General features: G+C 38.1%; 21 protein-coding genes and 2 pseudogenes. 5 read left to right on the forward strand and 18 right to left on the reverse strand.

The features are described from left to right. Nucleotides 1–150: 150 nt before the first annotated feature. Nucleotides 151–675 (forward strand): HXXEE domain-containing protein, encoded by a 525-nt coding sequence (locus tag ACTHOQ_RS00685; RefSeq protein ID WP_440493731.1) that lies wholly within the window; start codon nt 151–153, stop codon nt 673–675. 298 nt (nt 676–973) lie between these two features. Further along, on the forward strand, nt 974–1,468 hold the full coding sequence (locus ACTHOQ_RS00690) for a GNAT family N-acetyltransferase (protein WP_440493732.1): 495 nt from the start codon (nt 974–976) through the stop codon (nt 1,466–1,468). A 178-nt stretch (nt 1,469–1,646) separates the two neighbouring features. On the opposite strand, the gene ACTHOQ_RS00695 is transcribed toward ACTHOQ_RS00690, so the two are convergent. The 10 genes and pseudogenes from ACTHOQ_RS00695 to ACTHOQ_RS00740 all read right to left on the reverse strand — a co-directional run bounded on the left by ACTHOQ_RS00695 (nt 1,647) and on the right by ACTHOQ_RS00740 (nt 9,178). Continuing rightward, nucleotides 1,647–2,585: a ring-cleaving dioxygenase gene (locus ACTHOQ_RS00695; protein WP_440493733.1), complete on the reverse strand. Its 939-nt coding sequence runs from the start codon at nt 2,583–2,585 to the stop codon at nt 1,647–1,649. A 122-nt stretch (nt 2,586–2,707) separates the two neighbouring features. Beyond that, on the reverse strand, nt 2,708–3,301 hold the full coding sequence (locus ACTHOQ_RS00700; protein WP_440493734.1) for an NADPH-dependent FMN reductase: 594 nt from the start codon (nt 3,299–3,301) through the stop codon (nt 2,708–2,710). A gap of 179 nt (nt 3,302–3,480) precedes the next feature. Beyond that, the gene (locus ACTHOQ_RS00705) at nt 3,481–4,008 is read right to left on the reverse strand and encodes a YceI family protein (protein WP_440493735.1); all 528 of its coding nucleotides are present in this window, start codon (nt 4,006–4,008) and stop codon (nt 3,481–3,483) included. A 129-nt stretch (nt 4,009–4,137) separates the two neighbouring features. Continuing rightward, complete coding sequence (locus tag ACTHOQ_RS00710) at nt 4,138–4,350, reverse strand: DUF6366 family protein (protein ID WP_440493736.1); 213 nt, start codon at nt 4,348–4,350, stop codon at nt 4,138–4,140. 132 nt (nt 4,351–4,482) lie between these two features. Then, a complete protein-coding gene (locus tag ACTHOQ_RS00715; RefSeq protein ID WP_440493737.1) occupies nt 4,483–5,007 on the reverse strand; it encodes a P-loop nucleotide/nucleoside kinase family protein in 525 nt (174 codons plus the stop codon). Between the two features lie 517 nt (nt 5,008–5,524). Next, a complete protein-coding gene (locus ACTHOQ_RS00720; protein WP_440493738.1) occupies nt 5,525–6,979 on the reverse strand; it encodes an IS1182 family transposase in 1,455 nt (484 codons plus the stop codon). A gap of 456 nt (nt 6,980–7,435) precedes the next feature. Next, on the reverse strand, nt 7,436–7,696 hold the full coding sequence (locus ACTHOQ_RS00725; protein WP_440493739.1) for a metal-sensitive transcriptional regulator: 261 nt from the start codon (nt 7,694–7,696) through the stop codon (nt 7,436–7,438). Nucleotides 7,697–7,815: 119 nt separating this feature from the next. Then, a complete protein-coding gene (gene trxA, locus ACTHOQ_RS00730) occupies nt 7,816–8,127 on the reverse strand; it encodes a thioredoxin (RefSeq protein ID WP_440493740.1) in 312 nt (103 codons plus the stop codon). A 19-nt stretch (nt 8,128–8,146) separates the two neighbouring features. Then, nucleotides 8,147–8,443 (reverse strand): annotated as a pseudogene (locus tag ACTHOQ_RS00735) (TlpA family protein disulfide reductase); the annotation flags it as partial. A gap of 12 nt (nt 8,444–8,455) precedes the next feature. Next, the gene (locus ACTHOQ_RS00740; protein ID WP_440493741.1) at nt 8,456–9,178 is read right to left on the reverse strand and encodes a hypothetical protein; all 723 of its coding nucleotides are present in this window, start codon (nt 9,176–9,178) and stop codon (nt 8,456–8,458) included. Between the two features lie 339 nt (nt 9,179–9,517). Between ACTHOQ_RS00740 and ACTHOQ_RS00745 the strand changes: the two genes are divergently transcribed. Next, a complete protein-coding gene (locus ACTHOQ_RS00745; protein ID WP_440493742.1) occupies nt 9,518–10,192 on the forward strand; it encodes a toxoflavin lyase-like VOC family protein in 675 nt (224 codons plus the stop codon). A gap of 48 nt (nt 10,193–10,240) precedes the next feature. Here ACTHOQ_RS00745 and ACTHOQ_RS00750 read toward each other — a convergent pair. The 5 genes and pseudogenes from ACTHOQ_RS00750 to ACTHOQ_RS00770 all read right to left on the reverse strand — a co-directional run. Then, nucleotides 10,241–10,717 (reverse strand): annotated as a pseudogene (locus ACTHOQ_RS00750) (arsenic resistance protein); the annotation flags it as partial. An 11-nt stretch (nt 10,718–10,728) separates the two neighbouring features. Continuing rightward, nucleotides 10,729–11,145, reverse strand: a complete 417-nt coding sequence (locus ACTHOQ_RS00755) for a fluoride efflux transporter FluC (RefSeq protein WP_440493743.1) — start codon at nt 11,143–11,145, stop codon at nt 10,729–10,731. Further along, nucleotides 11,142–11,516, reverse strand: coding sequence for a fluoride efflux transporter FluC (locus ACTHOQ_RS00760; RefSeq protein ID WP_440493744.1), 375 nt, complete (start codon nt 11,514–11,516; stop codon nt 11,142–11,144). Before ACTHOQ_RS00760 ends, ACTHOQ_RS00755 begins: the two co-directional genes overlap by 4 nt. Nucleotides 11,517–11,699: 183 nt before the next feature. Beyond that, the gene (locus ACTHOQ_RS00765; RefSeq protein WP_440493745.1) at nt 11,700–11,909 is read right to left on the reverse strand and encodes a hypothetical protein; all 210 of its coding nucleotides are present in this window, start codon (nt 11,907–11,909) and stop codon (nt 11,700–11,702) included. Nucleotides 11,910–11,963: 54 nt separating this feature from the next. Continuing rightward, nucleotides 11,964–12,296, reverse strand: a complete 333-nt coding sequence (locus ACTHOQ_RS00770; RefSeq protein WP_440493746.1) for a redox protein — start codon at nt 12,294–12,296, stop codon at nt 11,964–11,966. Between the two features lie 112 nt (nt 12,297–12,408). On the opposite strand from ACTHOQ_RS00770, the gene ACTHOQ_RS00775 reads away from it, so the two are divergent. Further along, nucleotides 12,409–12,663, forward strand: coding sequence for a hypothetical protein (locus ACTHOQ_RS00775; protein WP_440493747.1), 255 nt, complete (start codon nt 12,409–12,411; stop codon nt 12,661–12,663). A 258-nt stretch (nt 12,664–12,921) separates the two neighbouring features. Here ACTHOQ_RS00775 and ACTHOQ_RS00780 read toward each other — a convergent pair whose 3' ends face one another. Next, on the reverse strand, nt 12,922–13,497 hold the full coding sequence (locus ACTHOQ_RS00780) for a 3D domain-containing protein (protein WP_440493748.1): 576 nt from the start codon (nt 13,495–13,497) through the stop codon (nt 12,922–12,924). Between the two features lie 284 nt (nt 13,498–13,781). On the opposite strand from ACTHOQ_RS00780, the gene ACTHOQ_RS00785 reads away from it, so the two are divergent. Beyond that, nucleotides 13,782–15,152 carry an MATE family efflux transporter gene (locus tag ACTHOQ_RS00785; RefSeq protein WP_440493749.1) on the forward strand — a complete coding sequence of 457 codons (1,371 nt, stop codon included), beginning with the start codon at nt 13,782–13,784 and terminating at the stop codon, nt 15,150–15,152. A gap of 49 nt (nt 15,153–15,201) precedes the next feature. Here the strand turns inward: ACTHOQ_RS00785 and ACTHOQ_RS00790 are convergent, their stop codons facing one another. Both ACTHOQ_RS00790 and ACTHOQ_RS00795 read right to left on the reverse strand, forming a co-directional pair. Then, the gene (locus ACTHOQ_RS00790) at nt 15,202–15,618 is read right to left on the reverse strand and encodes a homoserine dehydrogenase (protein ID WP_440493750.1); all 417 of its coding nucleotides are present in this window, start codon (nt 15,616–15,618) and stop codon (nt 15,202–15,204) included. Between the two features lie 226 nt (nt 15,619–15,844). After that, nucleotides 15,845–18,064, reverse strand: a complete 2,220-nt coding sequence (locus ACTHOQ_RS00795; protein ID WP_440493751.1) for a YcdB/YcdC domain-containing protein — start codon at nt 18,062–18,064, stop codon at nt 15,845–15,847. Nucleotides 18,065–18,177: the final 113 nt, after the last annotated feature.

Genomic DNA, 18,177 nt, shown 5'->3' on the forward strand with positions numbered 1-18,177 from the left:
AATAGAGAGTTTTGTTGTTATAGTAGCTGAAAAAGCACAGAGCGGAAAGTCTATTTTTAAACATTAAAAGCATTCAAACACACTTTCTACTATGGCCCCTACTATAAAAGCACTGGTAAAGTAAAAGAATCTTGAAACTTGGTGAATATGATGCAAAGCAAAAATACTGCAAGTGATTATACGAATAGCTCTAAAACTGGATATTATGCCGTTTTTTTCTGTTTGGCAATAACATTACATAACTTGGAAGAGGCTCTATGGTTACCTCAGTGGTCGCTGTTGGATCATTCTTTGCAACAAGCTGTGGCGCCAGATGAATTTCATTTTGCGGTTATTGTCATTACTGCCCTTGCCTATTTAACTTCATTTTTATTTCTTAATTTTCCTGAAATGAAAATAGTTAAATGGGCATTCGCAGGGTTTTTAGGCTCCATGATATTCAATGCCTTCTTCCCGCATCTTGTTTCAAGCATTTTCATGAAGGCATATGCTCCTGGCCTTATTACCGGCGTATTACTAAATATACCTATCAATTCGTTCATTCTTTATACACTCTGTAAGCAACGTTTCTTAAATTTCAAAGCAATCATCCTGTCAACGATTATAGTTGGATTAATTCTGTTATTTTTAATCCCTGTTTTATTTAAAATGGGAGGCATTTTAATAGCTTTCTAAATTTAATAGCTATAGAAAATTCGGGAGCGCAAATTTAGTTCAATTTAATTGGTATTTTTAATTGTGTTTAATTCCCATCCATTAGATGTCGCCTGCTATTTGGAAATAGTTGCAATCCAGGCATTTTGTTATAACAAATTGGGAAATCGTGAACTTGCGGTGGAAGAAATTATAGCGGTTAATCAAAAAATAAAGAAATTTCCACCTTCGACCTTTAAAAATTCAATTGCATGTATTTATAATGAAATATTAATGATTTAAAAACTTTTTAATAAATACCTATTAGAGGAGCGGTTTTATGCTTATAAGACAAGCAAGCGGAATTGACGCGGAGAAAATTATTTCTGTTATGAAGAATGCTGAGGAATCAGGATATATGCTATATGCACCCGGTGAAAGGCAAATTGAATCTACAGCTTTAAGCAAACTCATAAATACGTTAAATAATGCGCCAAAATCAGGTTTCTTTGTCGCACAGCAAAATGACGAAATTTTAGCATATCTCATAGTAAAAGCAGAAAATCTATCTCGTACCTCTCACCGTGCCGTCATTGTCGTTGGAGTACATAGCAATAGCCGCGGAAAAGGTGTAGGCACACAATTATTTGAATATATTATTAAGTGGGCGAAACAAGCAGAAATCCATCGATTGGAGTTAACGGTTATTGAATCAAATGAACAAGCGGTAAAACTTTATAAAAAAATGGGTTTTGAAATTGAAGGGATAAAAAAAGATTCGCTGCTAATAGACGGGCAATATGTAAACGAACTATATATGTCCAAATTGCTGTAACTTCCAAAGCAACTCAAAATTCAATTATAAGAGTCTACTTAAAGGTTGTGAAACAATAATCTTTGAAGCAGACTCTTTTTTGATTTCTTGATTTACTTGCAGATTTTCTCCAATATAGCTGCGGAAGATTCCAACTCTCTAAATTTATAAATGCTATTTCCTCATTTACATAGCTCTTTCAATCTAGCTCCCGCACTTTAATCGGTACGAGCGACATTTCTAAACGATCTCTGTATTCTTCGTATTGAATAGGCAACTTTAAATGGCTTCCCATTGTTTCAGGCGTTTCATCATGGGCAAATCCTGGCGGGTCTGTCGCAATTTCGAATAATATATCGCCGGCTTCACGGAAATAAATCGCATTAAAATAGTTGCGATTTTTAATATCGGTCACATGCTGTCCTTTATCCATCGCATAGCGCTGCCAAGCTTTATGATCCTCGTCATCAATTGCACGCCATGCAATATGGTGAACGGTGCCTACCCCCATAGTCCCTCGATTACCCGGCATCATTTTGACATCAATAATATTCCCTATAGAAGCAGTTGCTTGTAAACGGATCAACTCCCCTTCATGTCCCACCGTTTCCAGACCCATTACCTCAACTAATGTTTTCACTGTTTCTTCTGGATTTGAAGAATACAGCACTGCACCTCCAAAACCTTTAATGGCAACATCTGCAGTGATATCACCGAATGTCCAGCGATTTTTCGTCCCCCCCTCACGTTCCACAATTTCAAGCTGCAAACCATGTGGATCATCGAATTGTAAATATATTTCACCGAAGCGGGTATTTTCTGTATATGAAATGTCAAACTTCGCCAAACGTTTCTTCCAAAAATTCATTGCTCCGACTGGGACGGCGTATGTTGTGACTCCTACTTGCCCATCGCCAACCCTTCCTTTATATGCAGCAGGCCATGGGAAGAACGTAATAATTGTCCCTGGCTCACCACCTTCATTGCCGAAATATAAATGATATGTTTCAGGATCATCAAAATTGACCGTTTTTTTTACGATCCTCAAACCGAGTACCCCTGCATAAAAATCGACGTTCTCTTGAGGATGACCAACAATTGCTGTTATATGATGGATTCCTGTTGTATGCTTTTTCATTTTTTCTTCCTCCGTTACTAAAAAATTGAACGCAGTATTTCAATCCAAAAATACTCTGTTCATTTTTTTATATAAAGCGAATCTAGCATGCGCAAAGCACATGCTAGATTGTTTATTTCCAATTAGCGGATTGTTTTTAACGCTGTTGACCAAGGAATGACTTGATCCAACATTTGATTCACTGAATCTGCTTGCACTTCTTTCGGTTTGAATGATGTGCCGTTTTCAAAATCGGTGAATAATGATAATGCTGGGTGTACCCGTACATCCGCTACTAGTAATTCACCTAAAATACCACGCAAATGTTCAGCAGCACGTGCGCCTCCTACAGAACCGTAAGATACAATTCCGGCCGCTTTATTGTTCCACTCGTCACGCAAGTAATCTAACGCATTTTTAAGCGCTCCAGTAATGGAATGATTATATTCTTGAACGATGAATACAAATCCATCCTGCTTAGCGATCGCTTCAGACCAAGCTGCAGCACCCGATGCATCGCCGCCTGCTTCGCCTAATAATGGTAATTTATAATCTGCAATATCAATAATTGTATAGTTTGCATCCCCGCGTTTGTCTGCAATTTCCTTCACCCATGCACCAACCTGCGGGCTTACACGTCCTTCACGAGTTGATCCTAAAATAATGCCAATGTTTAATTTTTCCATTGTTGTATCCTCCATTTTCTTATTTCCAAATAATTTGCTGATGAATCCCATTTCGTCTCGCTCCTCAAAATATCTCGTTTTCGAGATATTAACTAGAATTTTGGCACCGTCCAAATTGAATGATTTTGGAATGCATCATCAATTATCGAAGCTTTAGCCTAATATTCTACTTTTGCACTGTTTTGTTTATGATCAGTAACGCTAATAAGTATTCCCTTATTAATGAATAATTATGCAGCAGGGTTTAATTCAAGCTCCACTTTAATTTTGATGTCCTTACCTACTAGCACGCCACCCGTTTCCAACGCGGCATTCCATGTTAAGCCAAATTCTTCACGATTGATTTTTGTTTCTGCCTCAAAACCATAAACTTCAACGCCCCATGGGTTTATTCCTTTCCCGCCGAATTCAACATCGAAAGTCACTTGTTTTGTTACGTCCTTAATTGTTAAATTTCCTGTTACCTTGTAGTCATCGCCGTCTTTTGCAATGTTCGCAGAAGCAAATGTGATTTTCGAAAACTCATCTGTATTAAAAAAGTCCGCTGATTTCAAATGATTATCGCGATCATTGTTGTTCGTATGAATACTTGCTACATCGAGCTCAAAATTTATTGTTGCTGTTGTTAAGTCTGTTAAATCCGCCGCTTCCACTTCTGCCGTATAGCTATAGAATTGCCCCTTTACTTTTGAAACCATCATGTGTTTTACTTCAAATCCGATTGTTGAGTGTGTTTGATCGACTGTCCATTTCGTCATTTTAAAATCTCCTCCATTTTATCTCGATTTCAAGATATAAAACAAAAAATAAAACTTCGAATTTAAATATCTCGAACTTGAGATAAATATAACAAAAAAAATAATACGCGTCAAGTATTATTTTAAATTTTAAAAGAACATTTTGTACATGCTGTATCCGAGCATAAAAATTATTAAAAATAGAATTATTCCGCCAATTTCCTTCAAACTCATGCCAGATGTGTTTGGCATACTACTTTGCACACGATTCATTTGATCATTCAAATTGCCTGCAGGATTATTTATTTGCTCTTTCTTATACAGATCCCTTCGTATTTCCTCTGGCTTTTTTTTATTTGACATTCCCTCATCCCTCACCCTTTCACAAAAATTCCCGCTGTACATAAAACTTATGGTTACCGTTTTACGGTATGTATCAATATGTCTCCTAATGACAGCTGTTAACGCAAAAGCCGTTTCAAATATTGTTTTTCGTCAACTATTTATATAATCGATTACCTCATATATATACGTATGTAGGGGATAATTTGTATTGACAGTAAGGCATTTCGTTTCAGCCGGTTTCTTGCTGTTTTTTAGCGTAGTCTGAAAAATTTCTTCACTTTGAACTTCGGAAATTTGGCTAATTTTTCTTTCTCTATTTTTTAAACGGTTATTTATCTCCGCCAAATCCGATAAATAACATTCAATATACTTGTAATTCACACTGTATTTCCGGGAAACTTCCATGCCCTTTTCCACCATTTCATCGTACAGGCAAGGGCTGTCAAGAATAACGCTTCTGCCCTGTGACAAATAAAAGCCGACTAAAGAAAAATCGATATCATATGATATTTTGCCTGCCAGCTTTCCATCGATGCCGGTTTCTGCCACCGAATTTAATAACGCTGACTTTACAATATCATGATCAATAACGATACAGTCGGTTCGCCTTGCGATTTCCAGCGCCAATGTGGATTTACCTGAACCAGGGAATCCGGACATTTGAACAAAAAACATTGCTTCTCATTCCCTCTCTTTAAATTTATACTATTACTATAACAAAGTATCTGAATTTTTGAAAACCAGCGCTTAATATTTTCAAACTTTTGCCGAAGCTTATAACCAAACAAAGAAACTGCAGCCCGATTACATTCAGGTTTAATTTACTCCATTTTAGAGGAGCTATTTTGAAAATTTTTTAGCGTAAATTGCATTGCGATCATTGGAGATTTTTTCATGAAAGTCTCTTTAGCTCTGGATATTTCAATATGCTACATGCAATTATGCATAGTGACGAATGTCATTTTATTCAACTGTGAATGGGACGGCATCATGATGTGGTTCTGCACAGGTATTTTTATTTTCAGCTCTATAATTTTCATGTTAAGCAGGGCAGATTCCGACAAAAAAGACGTTTCTGTAATTGAGGCCACTGAAAAACTTCTGTTTTTTATTTCAGTTTAGTTTTCCAGGCAAAAATAAGGCACTTTCCATTCGTTTTTGAATGGAAGGTGCCTTATTTCTTTGTTTTTTCCTACTCTTTTTCACTCAGTAGTTTGAGTATTCGTTTCAGATTGACCATAAAGATAGTCGTGGCGCCTTGAATTTCCATACCAAATAAACCCCTCGATTTCGCTGTTTTAAGGCTATGGGGGTTCTTTAATTCACTATTTTCAGCTTCAATTTTATATCGATTTTTAGCGAGTGCTTTAAATTCGGCTGTTTCTTGGAACGCTGCTTGTTCTTGGTGTGACTGCGATTGAATCGTCACATTATACGTTTTACTTTTCGCCCCTTCTTTATAACAGCCCTCCCGCATTGGACAAACCTTGCATTTTTCAATATCGAAATAATAGTTGAAACATTGATTGGTACTTTTCTTACCTGTACGTCTTTTGTGTATAGCCATATGCCCCGCTGGACAAATATATCGATCTGCATCTTTATTATAATTAAATTCGCTTTTTCGTTGCCCACTGCCATTTGTGATCACTGGATTTAATTTTGAAATGAGGTGGAGCTCTTCCGCTTTCGCATATTCTAAATTTTCTTTTCCGGAATAGGCTGTATCACCAATCACCTTATCAAACTCCATGCCTGTTTCTCTGCTTTTTTCAATTAGTTCTCGAAGGTAGTTCCCGTCGCTTTTTTCACCCGTCGTCACAACCGCTGCTGTAATAATACGTTCATCACTCATCGCAATATGCGTTTTAAAACCAAAGAAAGAAGAATCCGCTGACTTATACCCAACACGTGCATCCGGATCATTTGAATCGTTTAACTGATTCTCATAATCATCCATTACTTCTTTTAACACGTTTAACTTTTCTTTCACAGCCGGGATTTGTGCAACCTTTGATTGTGTTTCGACTGCTTCAACTACTTGACGACAGTAATCTAATTCTTCTGCGGCTTCATTTGACGCAGGCTTCTCAGGGAATTTTCCCACCATGTTTTCGCCTAGTTGATACACGGCTTTACGTACATTTTTGGATTTTTCCTGTAAAAATTCTTTGGGCGTTTTCTGGTTATAACGCGCTTTTGTATTGGTAGCGTCGACAATCACCATTTTACTAAGGAGCAGTCCTTTTTCCAAAGCAATTTCAACGGTCTTCTGAATCAGTAAATCCAATAGATTCATATCTTGAAGACGGAGTCGACGGAATTTTGTCAGGGAACTGGAGTCGATTACTTCCTCTTCTGGTGCCATATCCAAAAAATATTTAAAGGACATATCGAATTTTGAACGTTCGACAAGGTCAGCATCCGACAGGTCATGAATCGCTTTTAACAGTAAATATTTAAACATGCGAATCGGTGGAATCGCGTTACGGCCATTAACTAAACAGTATTTCGATTTTAGTTCGTCTAGAATAAATGAGAAATCCACAAGTTCATTGATTTGGCGAAGCATATTGTCCTTTGGAATAATTAAATCGTACAACGCCATGTACGGGCTTAAATTGAATGTTTCCTGTTTAGAAATCATGGTCGCACCACCTTTTATTAGTCCTTTAATTATACAGGAAATTTGTGAGATTATACGTGAGGAAAACCCTTCTAGTGATGAAAGTGGTCCCAGTTGATTGGAATGGAGCCAGCGACTTCTGCGGGAACAGCAAAGTTTACTTTGCGACGAAAGCGTAGCGACAGGAGCACCGAGCGGAAGCACCCGGACTGAGCGAAGCGAGGGAGAAGGCTGGAGCCGTGCCCGCGAAACGCGTCCGCCGCAATGGAAATCAACGGCATCGAAGAAAAAGAGAGTACAGGAACGAAAATTCGTTCCTGTACTCTCTTACTTGTGCCTGAGGAACTTTTTCAGTGGCCTCCTGTAATTAGCCATCCTAATCCAAGTATCCCGCCAGCTATATTTGTTGCATCAAAACTATGTGAGGACAAGATTCGATACCTATACAGGTATAATCGATTTTAAAAATAAAAAGCCCTATCGACTTTTTACTAGTAAATCCACTGCTTGCTTCACCATTGCATTTTTATCAAGTGTTTTTGCGTCTTCTTTTGAGATACATTCGATGAGGTTATCTGTCACAATAACGCCAATTGTACGATCGACTGCTGAGCGAACAGCACTTAATTGTGTAATGACTTCTTTACAGTCCTTTTCTTCTTCCATCATACGCAGTACCCCTCGAAGCTGTCCTTCAATTTTCTTTAGTCTTGCTGTCACTTTTGCGTCGTATTGCATTATCTCACCTCTTTTTTGTTTAATTACATCATCTGTTTTTACGTTACTGCCCAACAGGGTATATGTCAATGGTAAACTTCGTCTTTATAATTCCGGGCTTTCGTATCCAAAAAGGGAATTTAATATTGGCGAATAAAATCAATTAAATCTTCTTTCGGCATAAAGCCAGCTGTTTTTGCTTTCAACTCCCCGTCAATAAAAAGAAGTAATGAAGGAATCGACATAATTTGATATTGTGAAGCTGTCACCTGATTATTATCCACATCGACCTTTACCACTTTCACTTCGTCCCCGATTTCTGCATCGACTTCCTCCAATACAGGTGCAATCATTTTACATGGACCACACCAAGCTGCCCAAAAGTCGACTAATACAGCGCCTTTTAAAATTTCTTTCTCAAATGTTTGATCTGTTGCATGCACAATAGCCATTATAAAAAGCCTCCTTCGATTATTGATATTGTTTCACCAAATTACGTAAAGCATGTTCACTTATCGGACCAACAATACGTTCTACCTCTTGCCCTTCCTCATTTACTGAAACAGTTGTTGGAATTGATAACACACGAAAAGATGCACCAACCCTATCTGTTTCGTCAAGTAAAACTGGATATGTTACTTCATACGTATCCATAAACTGCTGCAATGCTTTATTCCCCGAATCACGGGCAGTTAAGTTGATGCCAATAATTTGGACATCATCAGGCAAATTCCCCGCGAAGTTTTGCAAATGCGGCATTTCTGCTTTGCATGGCGGACACTATGTCGCAAAAAAGTTCACAACGGTTAATTTTTGGTTTTGTTCGGATAATGCATAATGTCCACCCGCAGTAGTCGGTAAATCAATTGGCGCTATTCCCCTCTTATTTTCCATTGATTGGATGTCTGCCGGCATGAGTGCCACTAAACTGAAAATACTAATTGCAGCGATCTGTTGGATTTGTTGTGTCTTCCATAATAATGTTAATAAAACCATTCCATGCATATGAAGAAACCCATCATCCCACCAGCCAAGCCAGACTAGCAATGGCCATTGTATAATTAATATAATACAACCAATATTGCGTTCGGCCAGCAGCCATACTCCCAGCCAAATGATCGCTATTAGCCAATGTCCACTAAAAGCGTAATATAAAACAAAATATACAGCTGCAAATCGCGCCCAGTACAGCCAAAGCGTTTCCCAATCTAATAGTTCCCTCTTTTTATATAGTATAATCATTATCCCGGTGAGCGCTGAAACATGTCCTTTCATACCTCCATCAAAGTATAAAAAAGATAAAGGCTCTTGCAAAAACGCTGCCGTTGAAAAAAACACATAGCTTAACTTCCAAATTATAATATAAACCAATAAGAGTTGCTCAATTGTCTTGTTTGTGAATCGGTCAGTCTGTTTCATCCGTAAACCGCTATATAAAATTGCGATTGTAAAGGCGAGCCATGTGATAGGGATGGTAACTTGGCCTATCGTTAAATAATTCATCTGTTTCTCCTTATGTGTCAAAAATGCTTCAGAGGTACTTCCAATTGCTGCGACGTCTACTTGTAATTATATTTTGTCACAATCGGTTCACGCTACACATGCTCCTACAGCTACTCCGCCAATAGTCACTATCTTCACTACCAAATCGCCTCCAAACATTTATTTATGCTAACAAACCAAACATATACCCCTACAGGTATGAAGTCAACTGAAAATTTTACTTTAATTGCTTTCATTTCAACTTTATTGCTCGGCCACCACTCAATCAAAAGCCTTATTTCTTTATTTTATTAATGCATGTAAACTAATATACAAATTCAGGAAGGACGGTGGCGAAAGTTGAATTTCAGGAAAGTATCGCTTCAAACAAATACCCTTCAACAAATGAAGGATTTTTACAAAGACAAATTGGGGTGCATATTACAAAACGAAACGGCAAACCGTTTTGAAATAGATTTCGGTATGACTACCGTTCAATTTTGCAATGAAAATGTAATCGGTGCACCATTTTATCATTTTGCTTTTGACATACCTTCGAATCAATTTTCGGAAGCAAAGCAATGGGCTTTAAAGCGTGTTGCTTTGTGTACTGAAGATGGCGAAAATGAAGTTTACTTCGAAAATATTCATGCTCATTCTTTCTATTTTGAGGACCCTTCCGGAAATATTATCGAATTTATTTGCAGATTGAATGACAACAAGCAAAGCGCTGCCCCATTTTCTATAAACAGCATTATTCAAATGTCCGAAATGAGTCTTGTCGTACAAGATAAAATTTTAGCTGCCGAACAATTAAATGAAGCAGGGATTATCGAACGTAATGGGGATGAGGTCACTCCGGATGGACTGTCCTTTATGGGAGACGGAAAAAAGCCCGTCTATTTACTGCTTGTCACCCCGGACAGAAGATGGTATTTCTCGAATAAAAGCGCGGCAATTTTTCCAATGTCCGTTACATTGGATTCTGGCGTTCAAATGGGGATTGACGATGATAATGGATTTTATGTAAATTAACATATTTTGGAAATAAGTCCCCTTGAAGCCAGTTTCAAGGGGGGTTCTTCACTTATCACGCAGCACAATATTCGGGATCAAACGTATGTAAATCAGCTCGCCAAAAATTTCGACAATCGTTTGCGTCACAATTATCGCTGCGACGATCGCACTCAGTTTACTTGGCAGCGCTAAAGCTAATGGCAGGACGACGAGGGAATTACGGGTCGAGCCACTGAAAATCAATGCGCGGCCTGTCGGAACATCCAGTCTGAACCATCTACCTATTATTCGTGAAATAAACGGCATTATTATCATAAATGCGATATAGATTGGAATAGCTTGAAGTATCCATTCGAATGAGCCGGACAGCTTATTTAATTGGGAAGCTACGACGACAAAAAGAGTTAATGCCATAAACGGAACAGGTAGCCATGCAGACAATCGAAGCAGCTGATTTCCGACTTTTGCCCTCTCAGCCAGCAGCTGTAAAGAAACCGCGATTACTAAAGGCACAACAATCAATCCGAAAAATGCTACAATAAACAGATAATTTCCTATGCAAAAATAATAAAATTAAAATTTTGCATGGCTTTGAGTGAATGCCACAGGCTTAAATTCCCGACGAAATAACCGCTGTAGGCAAAAATAATGCCCAGCCCATATGTAAGTGCCGTATATAGAAATAATATTTTTCTGCTATTATTTACATACATTTTAGTCATTTCAAACTTCAGCGCGGAAAATGTAGTGAATGCTCCTATAAACCCTGTTCCAAAGAGAAGCATTATCATCATATTAGCATTAAGCCCAGTAATGAGGCCTAAAAGAAAAGACCCTGCCAAATTAACGATAAGAGTCCCCAATGGCAATGAAGATGTGGAACTGCTATTTAAATGTTTGCTGATTGAATATCTGGCTATCGCCCCAAGAAAGCCTCCTATGCCCACTAGCAAAACGTTTATTGCTGTCACAAACTCTTCACTTCCTTCTTCATATTAAAACCTAATCTACTCATTAGAACTCCGCCGACAATACTTGAAAATATATACAATATCGCTAGCCAAGCATTGTCGGATTCAAACATCCTGACCGTCTCGATGCTAACAGCCGAGAAAGTCGTGAAAGAACCGACAAATCCGGTTTCAATAGCGACGCGTACATCCGTTGTTACAGAAAACCTTTTGAACAGATTCGTTGATAGCCAAGCCAACAGGAAGCTTCCGATTAAATTAATGCTTAATGTTGTATACGGAAACGTGCTATTTGTATAGAACATAATTCCTGTCATATACCTCATTGCTGCTCCAATGCTCCCTGCAATGCCTACTAAAAAATATATCACTTCCTTGTCGCCTCCTTAGCTGCATAATGTCAGGGATTGTTCACCGCGCTTACCAGATTTCAAAATGAAGCATTCCGAATTAAATGTTTACGGACAAATCCTCTATTAAAGGATGAATAATTGTATATTGAATTAGTTTTTTAAAGATGAAAAAGTAATTACAAAATGTAATTACTTTTTTCATTAGCGTGATGCTTTCGGCGGCTGGCATACTTCACATTTTTGTTGTTTGTTTTCTTTAAACTTTTTCCAAGGCTTTTGAAATGTATTTCCGCAAGCGCATTGAAAATCCAGCTTTTGTGAAAAACCTTTGAATTCAGTCGATAATAATTTTGTATCTGTATTGTTTGCCACATATTCACGAATTGAATGGATTGTCCATTTTTTTGACATTATTTTTACACCTCCACAAGCTATTCATTATATCATGAAAAGGCAGAAATTCATTTAGTTAAATAGCCAATCAACTACAAACCCAAATCCTTTAAATGCAAAATAAATGAAAAGCAAGCCGATGACTGCAAACGCCAAACAGCTGAACATCCCCGAAAACAGGAACAATTTAATATTCGGCCCTTTACGGTTTCCCCACTCTTCTTTCTTATTGCTTGTAATGTGATTGATTGTCTCGCAATACGGGCATTTTTTTATGTACGTGCGTTTTTGCTGCTTTTTGCCATTAAGCAATTGGATTTCAGATGAGAAATTATCTGTTGCAAAATCGATTGTCATTTGCTCATGACAGTTTCTGCAATTGATATCAACTTTTTTAGGTTCCATATTATAACCAACTCCTTTTCAATCGCTTATACAGCGGATTAATTATTGCAAGACAACATTTCACCCTTCCAATCATATGTTACTATATATGCCTCGACCAGGAGGAGAAGATTTGAGCAATTATACAAATTCTGAGCCGTCATTGGAACTGATTGCCGCACGACTTGCATATGCTGGCGCTACCATTACGACACTTGGAGATATATTATCGACAATTTCTGCTGGAATCGCCCTAAAGCTTGTAGAACAGGAAAATCGGCAAGCCTCGAATACTTATTCAAAAGAAGATTTTAAGCATATGCAGAAGGAAATGGATCATTTGATTCGCGAGCTTCAAAGAATAAAAAAAATGTTGACCCCCGCTTAATCCCGATGAAATAAATATTTCCTTGAATCTGCCTCAATGCGGCGTTCACAATCATCGCAGGAAATATTCGCCTGTCGATTTACTTTAAACTGCCCATATTTTTTCGTGCCTTCGATTATTTTGAATGGCTTCCGGCAATATCGGCAAATCGTTTCATAGAAAAACATTCATAAACCATTCCTTTCCGCAATTTCCTCTATTTATTATAGCTTAAAATTAAAAAACCTATTGCGATAAGTACACGCAATAGGTTATATTTTATGATTTCAAAATTTTTACTGTAACTTGCTTACGTCCCCATTTCGTTGCTGTTGATTTACTGTTTACGAAAATATCTATTTTATTGCCTTTGATGGCTCCACCGATATCACCTGCAACAGCAATCCCATAACCTTCCACCCACACTTTCGAGCCGAGCGGAATGATTTTAGGATCCACCGCAATCACCTTCAAGCTCGGATTTTTGCGCAGGTTCAGTCCTGTTTTTGTTACCCCTGTACAGCCTTTACAATTAGCGGTATAAGCTGTTGCCGTCATCTTAATTGTCTTTTTGACATTGGATGGGTCTGTCGCGGATTTTTTTGTTTCTTTTTTCTCTGCAGCAGGTTTATTTTTAATATGGCTCGGCAGCTTGATGACTTGCTTTAATTGAATCTTGCTTGTCTCTAAATCATTCAATGTCATGAGCTCTTTTACTGTTGTATCATATTTTTTTGCAAGGATTGATAAATTCTCGCCTTTTTTTACTGTATGTGTAGCAGCCTGTGACGTTCCAACAAAAAGAAATGCGCTTGCGGCCATTACCGCGATTAATGCTAAAACTTTCTTGATCATACTTGAATATTTCCCTCCAGAATAATTGTCGTGAAAAATCTTTTTGATTCAACTTGTACTAGCATAACCTCGCAATATTTCATTTGTATGACATCTTCCTACAGGAAATATTACAATTAAGTAACAAAAAGTCGAAACATGTCGATAAAATATTACAAATACCTGAAATAATTATATTTTCCTTATATACCAACAATTATTTTTACATAAATTTTCGAGCTGGAATTATTTCGTAATTCGAACTATCTAACTGCTTCATTTTATGTTAAGATATTTTTTGTTTTATGATTTTTAATGAAAGAGTGGATTTTTTGGCAAATACTACAAAAGAGTTAAGTTTATTCAAGTTGACATGGCCGTTGTTTTTAGAATTATTTCTATTTATGCTAATGGGCTTGGCTGACACATTCATGTTGAGTGCAGTGTCTGATGATGCGGTGGCCGGTGTTGGAACAGCGAACCAATATATCCAAATCGCGATTTTGCTATTAGGTGTCATCGGGACAGGGGCATCGATTGTCGTTTCTCAATATTTAGGTTCGCGCCTGACAGCGGAAGCCTCAAAAATTGCCGCTTTATCAGTCACACTTAATTTAGTCGCTGGGTTTATAATTAGTGGTTTGTTTCTATTATTTTCCGATGCATTAATGAAAATGATGAATTTGCAAGGTGCGGTGTTAGAAGCAGCGCAAAGCTATTTAGCCATCGTAGGGGGATTCATCTTTGTTCAAGCATTGATCACTTCGTTGTCCTCGGTCATCCGTGTTCAAGGCTGGACGAAACAAACAATGTTCGTATCGCTTGGCATGAACATCGTGCACGTTATTTTAAACTATATTTTAATTTTTGGTAAATTCGGGGCGCCAGAGCTAGGGGTTGAAGGTGCAGCCATTTCTTCTGTCATTAGCCGTGTCCTTGCTGCCATCGTATTTTTCTGGCTGTTATACCAAGCATTGGAAGTACGAATCCAATTCACCGATTACTATCGTTTTTCCAAGCAATACATTGCGAAAATTTTAAAAATCGGCATTCCTTCCGCACTTGAGCAAGTCCTTTACCAAACAAGCCAGATAGTCCTGCTTTATTACGTGACATACATCGGGGCTGAGGCATTGTCCGCTCGTCAATATGCAATGAATATTTCGATGTTTACTTATCTATTTGCTATGGCGATCGGGATGGGAACAGCCATTTTAATCGGGCGCTATGTAGGCGCGGGCGAAAAGGATCTCGCTTACAATAGCGTCTGGTTCAGCGTGAAATCCGCTTTACTGTTCACACTTATCATGGTTGCCGTCGTTATTACCTTTAGAGTCCCATTGCTGCGGCTGTTCACTGACAACGAGGAAATTATTCAAATCGGTGCAAGCGTGTTATTATTGAGCATTTTTCTTGAAACGGGGCGCACGATTAATATTACAATCATTAACTCGCTGCGTGCCTCCGGTGATGCCGCTTATCCTGTACGTATCGGAATCGTTTCGATGATTATGATCGGCTTATCGCTTGGTTATTTCTTCGTATTCATTCTTGATTTGGGGCTTGTCGGTGTATGGCTTGCCATTGCATGTGATGAATGGATACGCGCCATTTTAGTTATTTTCCGTTGGCGCAGCCGAAAATGGGAACGCTATGCCATTGTCGGGCCAAAATAAACGTAAAAAATCAAAACCGCCTTCTGCATTAAATGCGAAGGCGGTTATTTTATTGTGCTGTTTCTTCAGTTGTTATTTCTTCCTGTTGTTCAGTTTGGCCAGCTTCTTCAGCTTCAGCCGCGGCAACCGCTTCTTCCGCTGCACGGCGTTTTGCTTCTTCTGCCGCTTTTTTTGCAGCTTCTTCGATAGGTTTATTGACAACGCCCAAGCACCAAATGAATTCTTCCCATGCCATATTCCAGCCTCTAAACACTTCTTCCGAGTCATCCCATTTTACTGAATATGCCAGGCCATCCTCTGTTTTAATAATAGACAATGATAAATCCGCTCCGGCACGGTCACTGACTAATTTGATTTTCCCCTCTTCATCGAATCGTTCCTCGATATTGTCTTTGTCTGTAAATGAACGGCTTTGCGCTATTTCAAATAATGTATTGCTATGAATTCGGTATTTATTTTTTTGCATGTTTTTCCCAACTTCCATCATTGATTAATTACTTTTACTATATTACAGCGTTTCCAAAAAATTATCGCGATTTTTTTCAGAATGAGCACTTTTTATTATTTTATCACAAAAACATACGCTTAAACCACTAACTATTGCACAAAATAGAACATATATTCCTCTATTTATGAAAATTAAATGAAAAAAAATCGTGAAGCTTTTCTACTTCACGAGATTTAAAGATTACTTAATAATAATATGTGCCGCTGCTTCTTTTTTCAGCAATTTCATAAGCGAGTTCGATAATCGATTTTGACAGCTGTGCATAAGTTACTTCCTTTTTCGGCAAGAACATTGATTGTTCTGACTTTTGAAGACCTAATACATGTGAGAGTGCAACATATCCCAATTTTGCAGGATCTACATCAGCAGCATCTTTTATCGTTAATTGATAAATTTCTGAATGCTTTGCCGCCTGCTCTAACCCGAGAACACGGATATACCAAACGGCAAGCTGCTCATTCGTCACTTTTTGATCAATGTTCAGCTCATCCTCTGCCGGATTTAAAATACCTAAGCGTGTCGCTGTTTCAACAACTTTAAAATAAGGATGCTCCGAATTGATTTGTTCGAATGATGCGGATGGCTGCTCCTGGCGATATGCATAATAATCTTCATAGAAATAGCTAATTGATTTAATGAGCGTATTTAATGCTTGTCCTTGCGTGATCGCAACATCCGCATTGAAAGCATTGCTGTCTTTTACATCAATGGCACCAGCTTGAATTAAATAATTCAATTCTTTCTCAGCGGTTGGGTGCGAAATTTTTACTCCCTCTGTTTGGGCAGAACCGTTATATATTTTCCCGCTATTGGCGTCGATCTGATAGAAGTCTTGCCCATTTACTGTCGGAATATATACAAGCTCATATTTCCCTTGCTCATTTTGCAATGTGTTGTAAACTAACTTAACGCCCAATGCATCGGCAAATAATTTTTTTGCTTCTTCCGCCGAAATGACCGAATCACGTTTTGGCCATTCCTCGATGCTTACTGGATAGCGATAAAACGATTTTAATTGACCTTCATCATCAATTGATACCGATAAATTATCTCCATTTACAATCAAACCGTCTTTAATGCGCGGGAAGCTCACATAATGCACTTTTGCATCTTTATCATATGTCGGTTCAAATTGGGTTGTCGCATATTCATGTACAGAAGTTGGAGCAAGCTGCTTCACATATTCCTCTGCTGCCGCAATTACTTTTTCTTTCGCCAATTGTGGCGCAGCTGCTTCTGCTTGTTCCTCACTAGCTGGGAAATGGCCAAAGTAATCGGAATACGATATTAATTCGCCAGTTTTCTTGTTAAATTCAATGGAAGAACTATGAGTAGCATTTTTATAGTGATACGAATAAGAAATACTAATAATCGGATGATCATTCATGTCATGCTCATAAGCCGAATCAATCGTAAATTTTGATGTATCCGATTGACGCTCAACCAATTGTTTTGCAATTGCTTTAGCCTCTTCAACCGTTATTGGCGCAGGTGTTTTTAATTGGGTAGTCGAAAGCGGGCGTAACGCTGTTTGACCTGTCAGCGCATCAACCTTTCCAGTATATGTTGCCCATTTATTTGAAGTTGCATGTAGACCTATTATATTTGGGTCAGGCAAATAAACAAGCTTCACAGTCGGTTTTGATGAAGCAGGTTCATAATCGATGGAATACTGCAATGTCAAATTTAATTGTTCTTTCATTTTTTTTACTGCTGCTTCCTTTGATGCAATATTTGTTGCATCTTCAAATGACATGCGTTTTTGCATTGTGTTCATTTGTGTATAGTACTGGATTTTCCCATCTCCTAAAACGGTCACCATAATCGTTTGATCAGAAATCGGTATATTTTTTTCCGTTGGAGTAAATGAGTACGTATACGTAATCGGCTCTGTAATCAAACGGCTGTTATAGTAGCTTGGCACTTCATTCCCTAAAATATAATTAGTGGAAGCTGATACTTTTTTCACGAAATCCTCCGCGACTTTGCGTGCTTGCTCCTCTGAAACTTTCCCAGGAAATAGCGCATCCTTTATATTCGCTGGGACGAAATAAAAATTCTCGATTTCAAGGTTGTCCCCTTTGAATGTAACACTTCCGCTTTCAGTCTGTTTGTTCACCTTTTTTTGGAACATTAGCTCATAGCGTGTCGTTAAATCGTCCGCATAATGGAAACTCATCGAAGTCATTTGGAAATCACTGTTAGAGTATGTACTAAACATCTCTGGCAGTTTCGTTTTCAATACTTGAATAAGCTGTTCTTTTGTTACTTGTTCATCATTCATTGCCACATAAATCGGGACTCTTTCTTCCTTTGTCATTACAGAAGCGTCTGTCATTGCCGGATTAGCAAGCAATCCCAGCGTTACGACTGACATGCTTAAAGCGGTTGTCCATTTTTTCATATTTCATCCTCCTTTGCCCACTATATAATATACGTTTACATAGCGGGAATAGTTTCAATATATTGGTTATTCTTTAAAAAAATTCCCTTTTATTTTAATCATCTTGCTATTCC

It is taken from the genome of Solibacillus silvestris, assembly GCF_051967575.1.
Lineage (GTDB): Bacteria > Bacillota > Bacilli > Bacillales_A > Planococcaceae > Solibacillus > Solibacillus silvestris_B.